Source organism: Rhizobium sp. S163 (genome assembly GCF_030380805.1).
In the GTDB taxonomy this organism is placed as follows: domain Bacteria; phylum Pseudomonadota; class Alphaproteobacteria; order Rhizobiales; family Rhizobiaceae; genus Rhizobium.
On record NZ_JAUDSA010000033.1, the window covers coordinates 14,911 to 31,056 of the forward strand.

Sequence of the window (16,146 nt, forward strand, 5' to 3'; positions counted from 1 at the left end):
ATTCCGATGAGATCTGGTGGTTAGTCAGGCCAGCGCAGCGCGGCGTCGAAACGATGTCTGCTGCGATTTTCGAGCGGGGTCGCGATGATCTCATTGGACGCGCGCGCCTTATCGAGCTCTTCGGCGAGCCGCTGGGCGACGACTTTCTCTTGTCCCGGATGCAGATTGCATGGATCGAGGTAGAAGTACCGATGCTCGACTTCGTGGTCGCGAACGATGATCGGCGGATTGCCGCGCGCCAGCGCGTCCGAAAGATCCCATGCAGTGATGTGAGCCTCTTGCGGGGCGACGATGACACGCATTCGCTCAAGCGGATTGTTCGTGGGATCCGGCTCGATCAGCGCCGTGACGCCAGGCCGACCGTCCAGGGCCTGCTTCCATAGCTGAAGATAGCTGGTTTCCCGCTCGCGGACACCTTCATGATCGCGCGTCTCCCAAGCCTCGAGTGCCGCCATGACACCAGCAATGCTTTCCTTCCCGGCCTTCATGCCTCGCCCGATACCCATATTTTGAAGGAAAGCATGCCGAACGAGTTCTTTTTGGCCAGCCACAATCCCCGAGGTAGGACCGCCCAGGAATTTGTGACCCGAATAGATCGCGATGTCGGCACCCTGCTCAAGGAATATCCGCAGATCGTATTCCGATGCTGCATCGACAATCACGGGAACGTCTTTGGCGTGGGCAATTTCGACGAATTCTTTCAGGTTCAACAAGCCATAGTCGACGACGTGGTGTGACACCACGAAAACAGCTGCTGCCGTCCTGTCGGTGATCGCATTCTCCATGTGGTAACGATGTGTCGAGGTCGCTTGACCCACAAAGACCACCTTGCCGCCAGCGATCCGGATGGCCTGGTCGACGGGTGCACCATAGCTTACCACATGGCCCATTTGAACAAGCACCTCGTTCTTGTCGGTGCTGACATCGGGGAGCTTTTCAATTGCCAAAAGATCGTTGCCGGTAATCGTTGCCGCGACCGCCAGCGAAATCCCGGCGGAGCAAGACGCGGTAACGAAGCCAGCCTCACCGCCCGTAAGCCTCGCGATGATGGCACTCGCCTTGCGCTGAAGGTCGTTCACTTCAACGAACTGCGGCAATATGGCGGAAATGGCCGCGATGGCCTCGGGAACAACGATGGACGCCCCGAGGCTGGTCATCGTGCCCGATACATTGATCACCGGGCGAAGGCCGAGCGCGCTGCGAATATCATCTGACATGGGTTTCTCCAATTTCCATGGCCGCGTGAGGACGGAAGCAGTGATTTGCCCTATCGACGGCTATGCCATAATAATGTAATATACACGCATCCAGATATGAGGAGCGTGTAGTTGGGACGTAATTCTTCACCTGCGGCCCACCCGGACGCCGAAACCGACAGCATCCAAGAGAACGCGACGCGCCGATCCAGAGTGAGCGGGATTGATCGCGCGCTTCAAATCATCGACTACCTTTACGAAACTGGCGGGCCGGCTGGCAGCTACGCGATCGCCAAGGCCCTGAAAGCCCCACTTTCCACAATCTACGTGATCGTTGATGATCTCGTTGAGAAGAACATGCTTATGCGCCAGCCGGACGGTTCGCTCTGGCTCGGTGCGCGGCTCTACCATTACGGCCTTGCCTACGCCCGTTCCCTTGATTTCATCAGCGTCGCGACGCACGAGATGCATGATCTTTGCCGAGAAGCCGGTGAGACCGTTCAGCTTTGCGGCCGTGACGGAGACCATATGCTTGTTCTCGCAATGGCGGACGGACCGAGCCATTTTCAGGTAGCGTCGCGCATCGGTACGCGCGTCCCCTTGAATTGGACTGCGTCGGGTCGCCTTCTCGCTGGGCATTTGCCGCAAGAAGAACGCATCGAACTTTTCAGGCGCTGCGCGAAGTCTTCTCCGACCGGACGAGCGGAGATGGACCCGGAGGTCTTGGCGTCGTCGGCCGGGGCTGCATTCCAATCGAGACTGTCGATCCAAGCTGGTGAATCCGACTACGCAGTGGCCTGCATAGCGTCGCCGATCTGTGATCGGGATGGCCAGTGCGTCGCAACGATCTCCATCGTTCTTCCCGAGCAGAAGGCCTTCTCTGACGAAAGCCGCTACACGGCGCACGTTCGCGAGTCCGCTGAGCGAATTGAGAAGGTTATGGGATGGCGCAATCACTAGGCTCTCCTCCTTCATTCGTGCAAGGCGACAATCGCCTCGATTTCAACAGTGATGTTTCCCGGTAGCGAGCCAAAGCCGACAGCCGACCTCGCATGTTGGCCAACTTCTTCACCGAACACGCCGATGAGGAGATCGGAGCAGCCGTTGATGACGCTGGGGTGCTCCTCGAACAGCGGTGCGGCATTGACCATTCCCAGCAGCTTCACCACCTTTCTCACGCGCGACAGATCGCCCAATGCGTGGTGCATGACGGCGAGCAAATTAATGCCCGTCAGGCGCGCGTGCGCATACGCATCGGTAACATCGACTTCAGCCCCGACCTTTCCCAGATGCATAAAGCCATCCGCCTCGCGCGGACCTTGGCCCGAAAGGTAAAGGATATTTCCCTCCAGGACATGAGTGACGAAGTTGGCAATGGGTGGAGGTGCTGGCGGAAGCTCGATACCGAGCGCCAATAGCCTTTCGTAAGGCGAACCTATCGACGTGGCCGTTACACTAGACGTGTTCACAAGGACTCCTGTCCGTATTGATCGTTCGACTTAGCGATATGAATAACCGTGGCTGTGGCGCACGAGCTTGCGCGCGCGCGGGATGTAGCGGCTTGCCGCAATTGCCTCTCGTCCAATTACCGCGTATCGCGGTTCGAACACCTGCGTGAGCACTGAGACATCGCCATTGGAATCGGTGGCCTCGATGTCGGCATCGATCAGATCGAAGATCGTGAAATCCGCGCGCTCACCGACGCTGAGGCGACCGTCCATGGGCAACTTGATAACCGACGCAGGCGCGTGCGTGACCGCTTCGACGACCTTATCAAACGGCATGCCGACACTGAGCAGCTTCGACATCGTTGTCGCCAGGTCCCAGACTGGGAAGTTCATCGAATGTCCGTGTAGGTCCGTGGAGATCGAGAACGGCAGCAAGCCTCGCGCTATCGCGGCTTCAGCCACCTTGAACGAGAAGGACGCGCCGCCGTGACCAATGTCCAGACGAATACCCTCTCCGGCGCATTTCTCGGCAAGATTGAAGAGGTCTTCATCTTCCATGATGCTGGAACCGGCCTTGCCGTTGAAGCAATGTGTGACAACGTCCCCCGGCCCCAGGATCTCCAGGACCTCGTCGTAAAGGGCGGGCGGTTCCCCGACATGGACCATCATCGGTATCTTGAGTATCTTGGCAATCTTCTTGCCGAGCTTGACAGGTGTGACACCCCATGACCCCGTGATGACGTGGCTCGCTCGGACCTTGAGACCAACGATATGCTCGCGGTTTTCCTCATAGCATTCGAGAATACGATCGAGGTTGATGTCACGAATGTCGCGCAGTTCGGTGACGCGGTTGCAGGCCACAAGACCGATCGAGCCAAGGTTCAGGAACGCTTTGATGCGCTCCTTCGAGGGTTCGATGATGTATTCGCGGAACCCATGAAAGTTGGCTTCACCTGCCGAGCCAGCATCAACGAGGGTCGTGACGCCGCGTTCAGCGCCGCATTCAGATGGGCGGATCGAAATATCGGTACCGCCGTGCCAGATGTGAACATGAAGGTCGACCCAACCAGGAGAAATCCACGCGCCTTTGCCGTCTACCCGCGTCACATCCTGTGAGACGCTAAGATCAGGTCCGATAGCGGCAATCCGTCCATCTCCGTCCACCAGAATATCGGTCTTCTGTCCTGGCGCGATTGCGCCGAAGGCCATCGGCTTCACGTTGGTGAGGAGCAGCGCGCTCTGCTTTTTGCCATCGTTCATCTACAAGTCCTTTCGAAGTTTTGGATCGAGCATGTCACGCATTCCATCGCCGACCATTTGCAGCGACAGGACGGACAGTATGATGGCGATGCCTGGGAACAGGGTCATCCAGTCGGCCTGACCGATATACTGGCGTCCCGCGGCAATCATTGTGCCCCAGGTCGGAATTTCCGGACTAACGCCGAGGCCAAGAAACGACAGCCCCGCCTCAGCGAGCATGGCGCTGGCAAAGAGGAACGTCGCTTGAACGAGGATCGGCGAAAGCAGATTTCGCAAGACATGCCGGGTCATGATATGGAACGTGGATATTCCAAGTGCCTGAGCAGCTTCGACATATGGAAGCTCACGGATGACCAGCGTCGAGGCGCGGACGATCCGCGCCAGGCGTGGCGCGTAGACCACAGAAAGCGCCACGATGACAGTTGCAAGCGAAGGCCCGAGTGCCGCGACCAACGCAATCGCAAGAAGAATATCGGGAAATGCCATCATCGCATCGATCAAACGGGCAATCGGCGTGTCGAGCTTCTTGAAGAAGCCTGCAAGTAGCCCGAGCGTAACGCCGATGAGAGCTGAAAGGGCGACAACCGCTGCACCGACAAGCAATGACAGCCGTCCAGCGAAAATCGTACGCGAGAGCACATCCCGACCGAATTCATCCGTACCAAGCAGATATGTTCCACTCGGCGGTTTAAGGCGATTGACGATGGAGAGTTTCGATGGAGAGTAAGGCGCTATCCAAGGGGCGAACACTGCAAGCAGTACGAAGATTGCCAGGATCAGGATACCAGCGGCAACGGTTTTACGCTTGAACAGGCGACGCACGAAATTACGCTTGTGACTGTTGGACGACTGTATCGTGATCTCGGTCATCAGTAGCGCACCCTCGGATCAACGAGCAGGTAGAGCATGTCGATCCCGAAATTGATCAAAACATAAAGCGCGGCTATCACCAGCAGCGCACCCTGGATGACGGGATAGTCGCGTCGCAACACCGCTGTCACCACAAGGTTTCCGACGCCAGGAAGGCCAAAGACGGTCTCCGTTACGACGGCACCTGAGACCAACACGGCAGCGGTCAAACCGAGAACCGTCAGGATGGGTATTAGCGCGTTCTTCAATGCATGCTTGAGGATGACGCGGCGCTCCACCAATCCTTTGGCGCGCGCCGTGCGAATATAGTCATCACCAAGCACATCGAGCATCGACGCGCGGGTAAACCGTAAGATCAGGGCCGAGGAAACGATACCCAAGGCGATCGCTGGCAAAGTAAGATGATACATCCGCTCCAAAAAGGTGGAGCCGGGGCCACCATAGCCCGATACCGGGAAGATGTTGAAGCGTACGGCGAAGGTCTGCATCAATATCAGTCCGAGCCAGAAGCTCGGTATGCTGGCCGCGAGCATCGCGAGCGTCGTTGCAGCTTGGTCGATAAAAGACCCACGTCTATATGCGGCGTAGATGCCGATCGGGAGTGCTATGACGCTGGCGATCAATAGCGAAAAGATCGTCAGAAAAAATGTCGGTTCAGTGCGGTCCATGAGGGCCGATGTGACAGGCATGTTGAGAAAAATCGACTGGCCGAGATCACCTTTGAGCAGCTGCCCGACGTAGTAGGTATATTGGACAATCAACGACTGATCGAGCCCCAGTCGGCTGCGCAGGTCCGCAATATCCTGAGCGGTTGCGTCAGGGCCCAGCATCACGGCAGCCGGATCACCGGGCGTCACCCGAACGATGATAAAGACGATCGTAACGACGAGAAACATCACAACGATCATTCCGGCTAGTCGCTGGAGAATATATCGGATCATGGATTTGGCCTCAGACGTGATGCCGCGAGCAAGAAGGGAGGTCCGCCCTATTGGCAGACACCCCCGCATTGATGATCACTTCTTGATCGAAGCGTTCCAGAAATAGGGCCAAGGAGCCGGATCGACGCCTTCGAGCTTCGTTGACTTTGCTGAAACTGCATTGAAGTCGCCGATCTTCATGTAGGGCAGCTCATCGTACATCGCCTTCTGCACCTCAGCCCACAGTGCGACACGCTTTTGCGGATCGACTTCGGAAGTAAACGCGTCAACAGTTGCCTTGCGGGCCGGCGTATCCCACCATCCTGGCGAACTCGGTGAAAGGGAACCGATCAGTGCAGGCTCAGGTAGGAACGGGCTATGGGTGATGTAGATGTCCCAAAGCTTCGCGTCGGTTCGACGCTGGGTCAGCGTAGCCCAGTCGACCACCTGCAAATCAACGGTGAACCCAGCGAGCTTGAGATACTCCGCGGCAACCTGCGCCATCTTATAATGGAATTCATACTGGCGACTTGTCAAAATACGGATCGGCTCACCGTTGTAGCCGGCGTCCTTCGCCGCTGCTGCGGCCCCCTCCGGATCAGCAATATTATAGTTTCCTTCAACCCCTGCATCGGTGCTCCATGCAAAGGGTTTCGGATAGATATCCCCGTCCAGGGCATAAAAATCCGTGCTACCGAAAGCGGCAGCGAGCATGTCTTCCATGTTCAAAGCCTGACGGATTGCCTTACGCACCGCGACGTCCTTGGCCACGCCTTCCTTTGTATTGAAGACAAAGACCGGGTAGCCAAAGGGCTTGAGAATGACAGGCTGCGAAGCGCTCGAGGCTTTCAGCTTGTCGAACGATTCCACCGGAATTGAATCTGCGTAATCATACTGTCCTGAAACAGCCGCCTCGACGCGAGTGTTGGCATCAGGAACCGGCACAAAGCGGATTTCATCGAGGTACTGGTGGCGTGCGCCCCCATAGCCGGTGCTCTCTTCGTTGCGCGACTTGTAGCCGTCAAAACGCACGAGCTGAATATATTGATCAGCCTTGCGTTCCTTGAGCATGTAAGGCCCGGTGCCGATGAAGTCCTTCATTGGCTCGTCCTGCTTCTCGGCGGGTATGATGATGGCCGCCGAGTTGTTGAACGCGAGAAGCGATGTCAGCGGCGCATAGGGCTGCTTGAGAACGATTTTTACAGTTGCCGGATCTGCAGCGGTAATAGTTTCGATGAAGCCTGCGACCTGCTTGCCTCTTGAGGCGATTTTCTCCCATCGCGAAAGCGATGCAACGACATCGTCAGACGTCATGTCGGTATTGTCGTGAAACTTGATCCCGGTGCGCAGCTTGATCGTGTACGTCTTACCGTCTTGGCTGACTTCGGGCAGGCTTTCTGCGAGCAGCGGAGTAACATTCCACTGCTTGTCGAACGTGTAGAGCGTTTCGAAAATGTGCTGTGTGACGATACCAACGAGGTCGGCCGTTGACGTCATGGGATCCAGCGTTGGCGGTTCGCCAATAGTGGCTACGTTGATGACGCCACCCTTCTCCTGAGCTGCAACAATGGATGGCAGGGCTATTAGCGCGGTTGCCAATACCAAGGCGTGCCTTAGCTTCATCTCAATTCTCCCGGTTCATTGTTCCATTATTATGCTATATGCGTTTTTATTATATAATACCGCCCGCTGGGCACGTGTCAATCGCGCGCCAGTTTTTGGCAGTCGGTAAAGAGATTGCTTGGGCGTGCGGGTAGTGACGAACTTCGAAAGATACTCAACCACCCTCAGGTCGCGCCACCGGGGTCCCTCAGGTGAAGCAACTTGCCCAAATCGGATCGTTTGGATGGTTGGGCAGATCAGTCGACAAGTTTGGGGGGCTGGGTCTCGCCGGCAAAACGCGCGAGTAGATCGCAAGGACGCCCGCCCGTGTCGAACGCACGCTGAAACGCCCTTTCCTGATGATGGACCAGAATTTCAGGCATCAAATGGATCCCGGACTGCAGCGAGCGTACCATTCGCGACTGGCGGCGGCTGTAAGCGTCAAGCGAAGTGAAATGCGCAGTCACAGAATACTGTGAGCCGCTTTATCGGGTACACTAGCTGAAATAGCCGATTATGCTCAGCACGTCGCAACTCGGCTGACAATGCTCTGTTAACCATTTCACGGCGATGATCGCCCCTATTCTCTGGACCGCTAGGCCCTATTGAAGCCAGATTTCAGGAGGCCCACCTTGCCACTTGCTACGCGCCTTTTTGCGCTTGTCGGAATCTCTATCACCAGCGTTTTCGGCGCATCACTCACCGCGACGGCGGGCATGCAAGTTCCCACTTGGCTGACTAGCCACGTCGGCGAAGGTGACGGTCAAATTGCCCAGATTGTGCTGGAACGTGCACGAGCGCTCTATCTGGCCAAGGTCAGCGAAGGCAAAGTGAAGAACGCTTGTTACTTCGCGATGGATGCGACCCGGCCGAACCATTTGACTAGAGAGAAATCAGGCGGTCGCTTCTACACAATCTGCGAGGCAGAGCAGATTTTTCGTGTCGCATCGTCGGGTCATGGGAGCGGGCGTAAACTGACTGGCGTCGTGGATTTTTCCAATGGACGGCAATGCGCTAAGAATTTCGGCAACGCGCAGGATTCCAATCTAACTGCCGGAGGGGCTTACCTCACAAGTGAGATCAAGACTTCTTTCAAGGGTTACTACAAGAATGCGTCGGGCCAACAATCTCCGCTCACCCGCTCCTTTGTTCAATTCGACGGAGCGGGCGATACGGCCAATGCCAGGCAGCGAGCGATCGGCGGACATCCGGCGTCGCTCATCTCGGGCGTTTGCATGCTGAAGAAGCCAGGGAGCCCGTATGCGAACTCGGATGGATATGTGCCGTTCGGCAAACTTGTGAACTATGAAGGTGGGCGGAGCAATGGCTGCACAACCTGGTCGCCTTTTGACGCGCCTCAAATTCTCTCGACGGTTAAAGACAACCCGACGACGGTCTACATCTACCCAGAAGCTCGAGACATTGCAGCGGTGTCAAAGACTTTGGCCGCGGGCAAATCGCTCAACGGGTCTGGAACGTACTGGAACGCCAGCTGCCTGATAGCAATCGGCACTCCGCGTTTCTGGAGCAAGGAAGAGCTCGAACCGCGCATCAGCCAGTACAAACTGGATAACCCTGCACCACCAGAGAAAGCTACGCCTATTTGTGCCGCCAACATCAACTGATCGGCGCCTTTGTGAAAACGCACCATATAGTCAGTCGTGGCGGAATCTAGAAATGACTACGCCCTACACACTTCACCTGCGAACATCCCTTCGAGGACGCACGACCGACCAACGGAAACACTTCAGCAATCGATTGTTCACGATACGACTAACAGACGCTTTCAACACTCGTGGCTCTCGCTGTGTCGGTAGCGCCAGGCGAGTTTAGTCGTTGCCTGTTAACCGTCCGGCTTAGACAGCCTGCCAGTAACACGAGAGGTTACTGACGACGTCGCCGCCGATCGCCGATGGGGCAAGATGCCGTGGACAGTATCCGAGCTGCCAGACATCGAGGTCCTGAGCAGATCGCGGCCTCTGTTCCACAGTGATAGACAAGCATAGTTGCAAGTCTTTGCCGAGTTCGAGGTCAACTGTGTGCTGGCGGCAAATGCGCCACCCTTACCAAGTCAGCTTTAAGCCGCGCCGTCTCCAGTCCCAATTCGATAAACGTAAGCGCATGTTTTGCCAGGGCAACATTGTCATCCCAGAGATTTCTCCAGATCGCGGTCTTCAGCGACAGGTCTTTGTCGACGATGGTCGTCGAAAACGATTCGAACGTGACATAGTCGTTCCATCCGATCGCAACGAGAGCGTCAAAGATCGAGGCAAAATCGATGTTACCGGTTCCCAAATAGCCGCGATGACTTTCCCCGATATGAACGTAACCGATCTTATCCGCGGCGTTTCGGATTGCTAGGCCGACATCCGCCTCCTCGATACTCATATGAAAGGTGTCCAGGTGCAGGAAGACGTTCGATGCGCCGGTGTCGCGGATGTATGCCAGTCCCTGCGCCGCAGTATTGAGCATGTTGCTCTCGAACCGGTTGACGATTTCAAGGTTCAAGGTCACGCCCGCAGCCTTTGCTCGATCAGCGACTTTCGATAGCGTACCGACGCTCCGATCCCACCCCTTTCGAGACAACGAGTGTTCCTGCTTACCATGGGCCGAGCTCAAGATGCCTGCTAATTTGGTGCCGCCAAGATCGCGAACGAGCGCCACGGCGCGATCGAGGATGGCCTCACCGTTGACAACGATCGACGGATCGTCGCTGGAGATATCGCCATTTGCAGGCAGCCCCATGCTTACCGCGATATCGAGGCCAAGCTCCCGAAGGCGGGACGCAAGCCACTTAACATCGACCTGCTCCGGGTCAAGGTAGGAAAATTCCACGAGTTTGAAACCGAGTTCGTGCGACCGCGCAAGGGTCCTCTCGATCTCATCTTTCGAAGATCCCGCACTCCAGACAAACGAGTGGACACCGATTTTGGACATGACGTCAATTTCCTGATTTCATTGTAGAATGAGCCCCGCCAAAACCCGGAGGTTCCGACGGGGCACCGGGAGGAGACCTTAACGAGCTGCAGTCCAGCCCTTGTAGTCCTTGATGTTGTCTGCCGTGATCAGCTGAGGATCGAGGAGGACGGTAGCCTCTGCTGGCTTCTTCCCGTTGAACAAGTCGACCGCCATCTTCAGCGAGTCACCCGCCATAGTGTAAGGGTCCTGGGAAGCCGATGCCTTGATCATCGAGTTTCCACTGGCAAGCGACTTTTCGATATCCGGCGCGCCGTCAACGGCAGTGAAGAAGAACTCGTTCCGGTTCAGCTGCTTGGCAGCAAGCTCCGCACCGATCGCTGTCGGATCGTTGATCGCGAAGACAGCGTCGATCTTGTCAAAGCGGGTCAGAAGCCCCTGCATGACGGCCAGGCCACCGTCGCGCGAACCCTGCGCGTTCTGGTCGTCTGAAAGGATCTTGATGTCTGGGCTCTGCGTCAGGACGTTCTTGCAACCTTGGACGCGGTCGATGATCGAAGACGATGCTGGGCCGTTGATAATGACGACGTCGCCTTTGCCCTTAAGCTGATCGACGATGTACTTGCAGGCTTCCTCGCCTGCCTTGATGTTGTTCGTCATTACGGTGACGTCAGCGCCGGGCGCGGAGACGTCGAATGCTGCAACGATCACACCTGCTGCCTGCGCCTTCTTTACCGCTGGCGCAATAGCCTTGGCGTCGACGGCGTTCAGCATGATGATGTCGACGCCAGCCGCGACGAAGCTATCCATCTGCGAGACCTGCTTATTGAGGTCGTAGTCCGCTGAGACGGAGGTTACCTGGACATTGGGGTTGATTTCCTTGGCGCGGTCTTCGATGCCCTTGATCGTGGCGACGAAGAACGGGTTGCCGAGAAGACCGACCGAGATACCGATCTTCTGAAGTTCCTTGGCAGAGGCGGGCATTGCAACGGCAGCCGCGAGCGCGGTACCGACGAGCAGTTTAGAAAACAGACGCATACTTTCCTCCATTTTGGCGCTCCCCGCGCCATTGCTCCGGTAATCCCGGTTTCTTGAGCCGCACCTCATGTGCGGCTAAGCCCTTTCAGCCGATAGCGGTCGAGCGCCACAGCAACGATGATGACAAGTCCCTTGATGATGTACTGCCAGATGTCGGAGACCCCGACGAGGATGAGACCGTTCGACAGCACTGCGATAATCAGAGCCCCGATCAGCGTGCCCCATATCGAGCCGACACCGCCGACGAAGCTGGTACCCCCAAGGATAACCGCTGCGATCGCGTCCAGTTCGTAAGCCTGACCGAGCTGCAGGCCGTTTGCCGCATAAAGGCGGGCCGCGGACATCACCCCACCGACGCCCGAGAGAAGGCCAGACATCGAGTAGACGAAAAGTAGGACGAGTGGCACCTTGATGCCCGTCAACCGTGCGGCTTCGACGTTGCCGCCCACTGCGTAGATCCAAGTACCGAGTACGGTTCGCTTCAGAATAAACCAGGAGATTACAATGGTGGCGAGCGCGATGATCGCGAGCCACGGGATTCCGAACAGTGAGCCGTTGCCGATGAAATCGAACGGGAGGTCGGCGTTGAAGACCGTCGTGTCGTTACCGAGTAACCGGGCTATGCCACGCATCGCCGTCAACGAGCCGAGCGTCACGATGAACGGTGGCAGCTTTAGAAACGAGATGATGACACCATTGACCACGCCGCATGCGAGGCCCACGCCAATCGCCGCCGGAATACCTAGCATCCCGATCTCGGGATAAAGCGAAACGATGACCCCGACCATTGCGGATGCTGCCAGGATCGAGCCGACCGACAAGTCGATACCGCCGGTCAGGATCACGAAAGTCATGCCCGCGGCAAGCACCGTGTTGATCGAGGCCTGCTGAGTGACAATTGAAAGATTGTTCACGCTGAGGAAGCGGCCGCTCAAAAGATGGAAACCGATTGCCAGAATGACAAGAACGGGCAGCATTCCAAGTGCGGTCAATGTCGACCTGAATTTTGCCTTGCTGGCGTTTGTGTGATCGGTCGATGTAGAGGTCATGATGTAATCCCGTCGTCTATGGTTTCAGGCCTCAGGCTACTTTGGATGCCGATCCCGTGGAGAAGGCCATAACGGCCTCTTGGCTTATCGGGTGATCGGGCGTTGCATGAACCTCGCCAGCGATGCGGCCTTCGCGCATGACAAGCACACGGTCGGCAATGCCGATGATCTCGGGCAGGTCGCTCGAAATCACCACGATGGCGATCCCGCTTTGCGCGAGTTCGTCGATAATCCGGTAGATTTCCGACTTGGCACCGACGTCGACGCCACGCGTCGGCTCATCAAAGATGATTACCCTGGGTTTGGTCTCGAGAAGACGCGCGATAAGAGCCTTCTGCTGGTTGCCACCCGATAACGCTCCGACGTTTATGCTTGCGCTCAGCGTGCGAATGGAGAGTGACTTGATAGCCCGGGTGGCACGCTCCTTTGCAGCAGCAAAGTTCAGTATGCCTCCACGACCCGCATCCTTGCCGATAACGCCGATGTTGATGTTCTCGTTAATCGTCATATCGAGGAAGAGCCCAAGCCCCTTTCGATCCTCGGTCAGGTAAGCAATCCCGGCATCCATGGCATCACGTGGTCCACCGATGGTTAGCTCTCGCCCGTCGAGGGTCACTGTTCCAGATGTCTTGCTGTCTGCTCCAAAAACAAGCCTCGCGAGCTCGGTTCGACCTGAGCCTACAAGGCCAGCGATACCCAAGACCTCGCCAGCCCTTGCATCGAAGGAGCAGCCATGCACGCGTCGGCCATCGCCCATGTCCTTGACGGCCAAGACAGTCTTGGCCGCCTGCAGAGGCGCACGGTGTTCCTTTTTGTAGAAGGACGACAGATCGCGACCCACCATCATCGCCACGAGCTTTTCGGCGGACAAATCATTGCGATCAAGCGTGCCGACATACGCGCTATCGCGCAGCACGCTCACCCGGTCGGCTAGCGCGTAGATCTCTTCCATGCGGTGGCTGATATAGATAATAGCAATCCCCCGCGCCTTCAGGCCGGCGATCACCTCAAACAGGCGTTCAGTCTCCCTCGACGTCAGCGAAGTTGTCGGTTCATCCATCACGATGATCTTCGCGTTGGTCGTCAAAGCTCGTGCGATCTCGACCATTTGGCGCTCACCCAAAGAGAGAGCGGCGACAAGTTGCGACGGCCCGAACGAAATGCCGAGCTGCTTGAGGATTGGCTCTACACGGCTGCGGGCTTGTGCCTTGTCCACGACGCCATAGCGAGAAGGTTCGGCTCCGAGAAACATGTTCTGGGCAACGGTGAGGTTAGGGGCGAGCGACAGTTCCTGATAGATTACCGAGATGCCGTTTGCCTTGGCCTTAATCGGATCTCCTGCCACGATCGGCTTGCCGTCCACCAAAACAACGCCACCTGGATCAGCTGTGTATGCGCCGGACAGGACCTTCATTAGCGTCGACTTCCCAGCGCCATTTTCTCCCATCAGCGCATGAACTTCTCCCGGGTAGACCGTGAGCGACACCTTGGTCAGAGCCTTGGTGCTCCCGAAAGTCTTGCTGATGTTGCGCATCTCGAGCACAGGATCGCGCTCCGTGTTCCCTTCAGTTGTCATGCGTGGAACTCCTTGCGTGGCCGCACGACCTCAGCCTCTTCGATCTCGATCAATGATCTCCAAGCTTTGCGATAGGCCTCAAGCCCGAAGAGCGGCAGTGGTTCTGTCTGTGTCGTTTCGTTTGCGAATGGAGATTGTCCGAGGGTTTCGAAGACGAGCGCAGCGGCTCCGAAAGCGCTTCCCTCAGCGGTCGCGCTTGAGTAAACGTCCTGCGAGGGACGGAGCCCAGCGAGAAGCTCGGCAAACAGACCTGTTTTCACCAGGCCGCCGTCAATGACGATCGAATTTTCCGACCTTATCAGATCGAGGCACAAGTCTGTCATCAAGGTGACGTAGAGAAGTGCGGCAGCTGCCCGCTCCTCACCCTCGACAAGCGGCCCTACGAAGCGGCCGTTGAACCCCTGCATCGGACCACCTGGGGCAAAAGACGGCAGACCGAAGACGCCCTTTGCAATCACTTGCGACAGCGCATCAACACTAACGGGCTTATTCCAACCGCCGCTCGCGAGCTCGTACTCTCTTCCGCCCATGAAACGGATTGTAGGGGCAGCTTGTCCATCGACGGTAACATTGGCCAGCATGTCACGATGCTCATCGAGGGCATCCAACGGGCAAGCCGCATTGAAGATGACGACCCATGTCCCGGTTGACACGAGCGTGAAGTCGTCGAACCCGACCGAGCGATAATAGTAGAGCGCCGAGTTGCTGTCGTGAACGCCATTGTGAACTTGGACTTCGGCGCGGTTACCACCTTGGAGCGGGCTTCGCCAATTTCCGATAGCAGCACCCGCGCGTACAAACGCCGGCATCTTCTCTCGCCAGCCCTGACGGTCTACCAAGCTACTAAAGTCTTCGTTCAGAGGTGCCCAGAGATGAGAGTGGCAACCGATGTAAGAGACTTCCGACACCTTGCTGCCGGAAAATCTCCAGGACCAGTATTGCGGATATGCCAGGATCGCGTCGGCTCTCCCCAGGCTTTCCGGCTTGGCCGTCTCCAACCAGAGAATGTGCCGGCCGTAGTTGAAGCCGAGAGGGAGTTTGGGCGAGTAGGTCTCACTGAAGGCTGGAGCCAACATGTCGATGCGCTGCGCAAGCATCTCTGGTGGATCTTGCTCATAGTCGAGGATAGGGTGCGTCAGGTGGTCACCATCGACGAGGGCGAAGGTACAGCCATGTCCTGAAAACATGACGTGACCGACCGCGTGATCGTCAACAGCGCGCAGCAATGCATTTGTCATCCATGCAAAGAGCGCTTCATCATCGAGCACACGAATGCCGTCGCGCTCGCTCCAGACCGGCTTTGTCCTGGATTGCGCAAGCATCGCTCCATCTGCGCCGAACACGAAAAGCTTCGAGTTCGTCTTGCCCAGATCGAAGACAGCAACGGCGCTTCCAGACGTCATCCCTGCCCCCCGACCGCTGCGATCATGATCGTGATCCCCGCGTCTTCGAGCATTTTCGCGCCGGCATCCGACAGGCCGTCGTCGGTGACGATCATCCCGATACGCGAAAGCGGCAGGACAATGTTGCGAGGCTGAATGGAGAGCTTCCGGCTATCCGCCAGCAAGACGATCTCGTCCGCGCAACTGCTCAGTTCGCCGATCGCCTTGGTCAAAAGCGGGTGCGACTCCAAAAGCCCTTCGCCGCTAATACCCTGCGTGCCGAGGAAGAAGCGAGAGGCGAAGAAGTCCGGCGCGCCAGCCGACGCATCGTGGATAATACCAGGCTCTCTATATAGAACCCCGCCAGCCAGGATGAGGCTGCAAGTGCCGTGCTCACCGAGATAGGCGGCAAGCGGCATGGAATTAGTATAGAGGCGAACATTGCGCCGGGCCAACTGCAGTCCCAACTGGTAGCACGTTGAACCCGCGTGAACGATGATCGAGTCTCCGTCCCGCACGAGGCTCGCAGCTTTCTCGGCGATAGCGCGCTTGGCATCAACCGCGATGTCGCGGTTCTCATCGTATGGCCGCGCTGACAGGCGACCAGAAGCTGCTGACTCGTTTGCGGAGATGCCACCGTATACTTTTCGGGCAACGCCGATTTCATCGAGCTTGTCGATGTCACGTCGGATCGTTGCGGGAGAAACACCGAGCCGCTCCTGAAGGTCGCGCACGGATGCGAACGGCCTTTCTTGAAGCATCTCCGTGATCAGGCGATGGCGATCGGAATCGTTCAACTATATTCCTCCACTGACGTTTCTCCCTAACGTCTATGACGAACTATAATCACACACAATCACCAATCGCAACATGCTAAGACGTAAATTCT

13 protein-coding genes and 1 pseudogene are annotated in these 16,146 nt (G+C 57.0%); 2 read left to right on the forward strand and 12 right to left on the reverse strand.

The genetic code is table 11. The annotated features are described in order from the left end of the window. Nucleotides 1-20 precede the first annotated feature (20 nt). Nucleotides 21-1,217: an aminotransferase class V-fold PLP-dependent enzyme gene (locus QTL96_RS22860; RefSeq protein WP_113199677.1), complete on the reverse strand. Its 1,197-nt coding sequence runs from the start codon at nt 1,215-1,217 to the stop codon at nt 21-23. Between the two features lie 180 nt (nt 1,218-1,397). Here QTL96_RS22860 and QTL96_RS22865 point away from each other — a divergent pair. Then, nucleotides 1,398-2,156, forward strand: a pseudogene (locus QTL96_RS22865) (IclR family transcriptional regulator); the annotation flags it as partial. A gap of 11 nt (nt 2,157-2,167) precedes the next feature. On the opposite strand, the gene QTL96_RS22870 reads toward QTL96_RS22865, so the two are convergent. From QTL96_RS22870 to QTL96_RS22890, 5 genes are all read right to left on the reverse strand, one after another. Beyond that, complete coding sequence (locus QTL96_RS22870) at nt 2,168-2,665, reverse strand: RidA family protein (protein ID WP_289729324.1); 498 nt, start codon at nt 2,663-2,665, stop codon at nt 2,168-2,170. Nucleotides 2,666-2,695: 30 nt separating this feature from the next. After that, nucleotides 2,696-3,904 carry an amidohydrolase/deacetylase family metallohydrolase gene (locus QTL96_RS22875; protein ID WP_289729325.1) on the reverse strand — a complete coding sequence of 403 codons (1,209 nt, stop codon included), beginning with the start codon at nt 3,902-3,904 and terminating at the stop codon, nt 2,696-2,698. Beyond that, nucleotides 3,905-4,774 carry an ABC transporter permease gene (locus QTL96_RS22880; RefSeq protein ID WP_112941237.1) on the reverse strand — a complete coding sequence of 290 codons (870 nt, stop codon included), beginning with the start codon at nt 4,772-4,774 and terminating at the stop codon, nt 3,905-3,907. Continuing rightward, nucleotides 4,774-5,715, reverse strand: a complete 942-nt coding sequence (locus QTL96_RS22885; RefSeq protein ID WP_289729326.1) for an ABC transporter permease — start codon at nt 5,713-5,715, stop codon at nt 4,774-4,776. The genes QTL96_RS22880 and QTL96_RS22885 overlap by 1 nt, the downstream gene beginning before the upstream one ends. A gap of 75 nt (nt 5,716-5,790) precedes the next feature. Then, complete coding sequence (locus tag QTL96_RS22890; protein WP_289729327.1) at nt 5,791-7,317, reverse strand: ABC transporter substrate-binding protein; 1,527 nt, start codon at nt 7,315-7,317, stop codon at nt 5,791-5,793. A 647-nt stretch (nt 7,318-7,964) separates the two neighbouring features. Between QTL96_RS22890 and QTL96_RS22895 the strand changes: the two genes are divergently transcribed. Further along, the gene (locus QTL96_RS22895; RefSeq protein WP_289729394.1) at nt 7,965-8,921 is read left to right on the forward strand and encodes a hypothetical protein; all 957 of its coding nucleotides are present in this window, start codon (nt 7,965-7,967) and stop codon (nt 8,919-8,921) included. 406 nt (nt 8,922-9,327) lie between these two features. Here QTL96_RS22895 and QTL96_RS22900 read toward each other — a convergent pair whose 3' ends face one another. The 6 genes from QTL96_RS22900 to QTL96_RS22925 form a co-directional block, all read right to left on the reverse strand. Continuing rightward, on the reverse strand, nt 9,328-10,233 hold the full coding sequence (locus tag QTL96_RS22900; RefSeq protein WP_289729328.1) for a sugar phosphate isomerase/epimerase family protein: 906 nt from the start codon (nt 10,231-10,233) through the stop codon (nt 9,328-9,330). Between the two features lie 78 nt (nt 10,234-10,311). Next, complete coding sequence (locus tag QTL96_RS22905; RefSeq protein WP_112820045.1) at nt 10,312-11,250, reverse strand: ABC transporter substrate-binding protein; 939 nt, start codon at nt 11,248-11,250, stop codon at nt 10,312-10,314. 65 nt (nt 11,251-11,315) lie between these two features. Then, nucleotides 11,316-12,299: a ribose ABC transporter permease gene (locus QTL96_RS22910; protein WP_112819800.1), complete on the reverse strand. Its 984-nt coding sequence runs from the start codon at nt 12,297-12,299 to the stop codon at nt 11,316-11,318. Between the two features lie 31 nt (nt 12,300-12,330). After that, nucleotides 12,331-13,875 carry a sugar ABC transporter ATP-binding protein gene (locus QTL96_RS22915; RefSeq protein ID WP_289729329.1) on the reverse strand — a complete coding sequence of 515 codons (1,545 nt, stop codon included), beginning with the start codon at nt 13,873-13,875 and terminating at the stop codon, nt 12,331-12,333. Then, complete coding sequence (locus tag QTL96_RS22920) at nt 13,872-15,278, reverse strand: carbohydrate kinase (RefSeq protein WP_289729330.1); 1,407 nt, start codon at nt 15,276-15,278, stop codon at nt 13,872-13,874. Before QTL96_RS22920 ends, QTL96_RS22915 begins: the two co-directional genes overlap by 4 nt. Then, nucleotides 15,275-16,054, reverse strand: a complete 780-nt coding sequence (locus tag QTL96_RS22925; protein ID WP_132668612.1) for a DeoR/GlpR family DNA-binding transcription regulator — start codon at nt 16,052-16,054, stop codon at nt 15,275-15,277. Before QTL96_RS22925 ends, QTL96_RS22920 begins: the two co-directional genes overlap by 4 nt. Nucleotides 16,055-16,146: the final 92 nt, after the last annotated feature.

Coding starts and splice junctions, on each gene's coding strand:
- QTL96_RS22860 (WP_113199677.1), bottom strand. CDS start 1,217: ATGTCAGATGATATTCGCAGCGCGCTCGGCCTTCGCCCGGTGATCAAT.
- QTL96_RS22885 (WP_289729326.1), bottom strand. CDS start 5,715: ATGATCCGATATATTCTCCAGCGACTAGCCGGAATGATCGTTGTGATG.
- QTL96_RS22915 (WP_289729329.1), bottom strand. CDS start 13,875: ATGACAACTGAAGGGAACACGGAGCGCGATCCTGTGCTCGAGATGCGC.
- QTL96_RS22910 (WP_112819800.1), bottom strand. CDS start 12,299: ATGACCTCTACATCGACCGATCACACAAACGCCAGCAAGGCAAAATTC.
- QTL96_RS22880 (WP_112941237.1), bottom strand. CDS start 4,774: ATGACCGAGATCACGATACAGTCGTCCAACAGTCACAAGCGTAATTTC.
- QTL96_RS22890 (WP_289729327.1), bottom strand. CDS start 7,317: ATGAAGCTAAGGCACGCCTTGGTATTGGCAACCGCGCTAATAGCCCTG.
- QTL96_RS22900 (WP_289729328.1), bottom strand. CDS start 10,233: ATGTCCAAAATCGGTGTCCACTCGTTTGTCTGGAGTGCGGGATCTTCG.
- QTL96_RS22875 (WP_289729325.1), bottom strand. CDS start 3,904: ATGAACGATGGCAAAAAGCAGAGCGCGCTGCTCCTCACCAACGTGAAG.
- QTL96_RS22905 (WP_112820045.1), bottom strand. CDS start 11,250: ATGCGTCTGTTTTCTAAACTGCTCGTCGGTACCGCGCTCGCGGCTGCC.
- QTL96_RS22920 (WP_289729330.1), bottom strand. CDS start 15,278: ATGACGTCTGGAAGCGCCGTTGCTGTCTTCGATCTGGGCAAGACGAAC.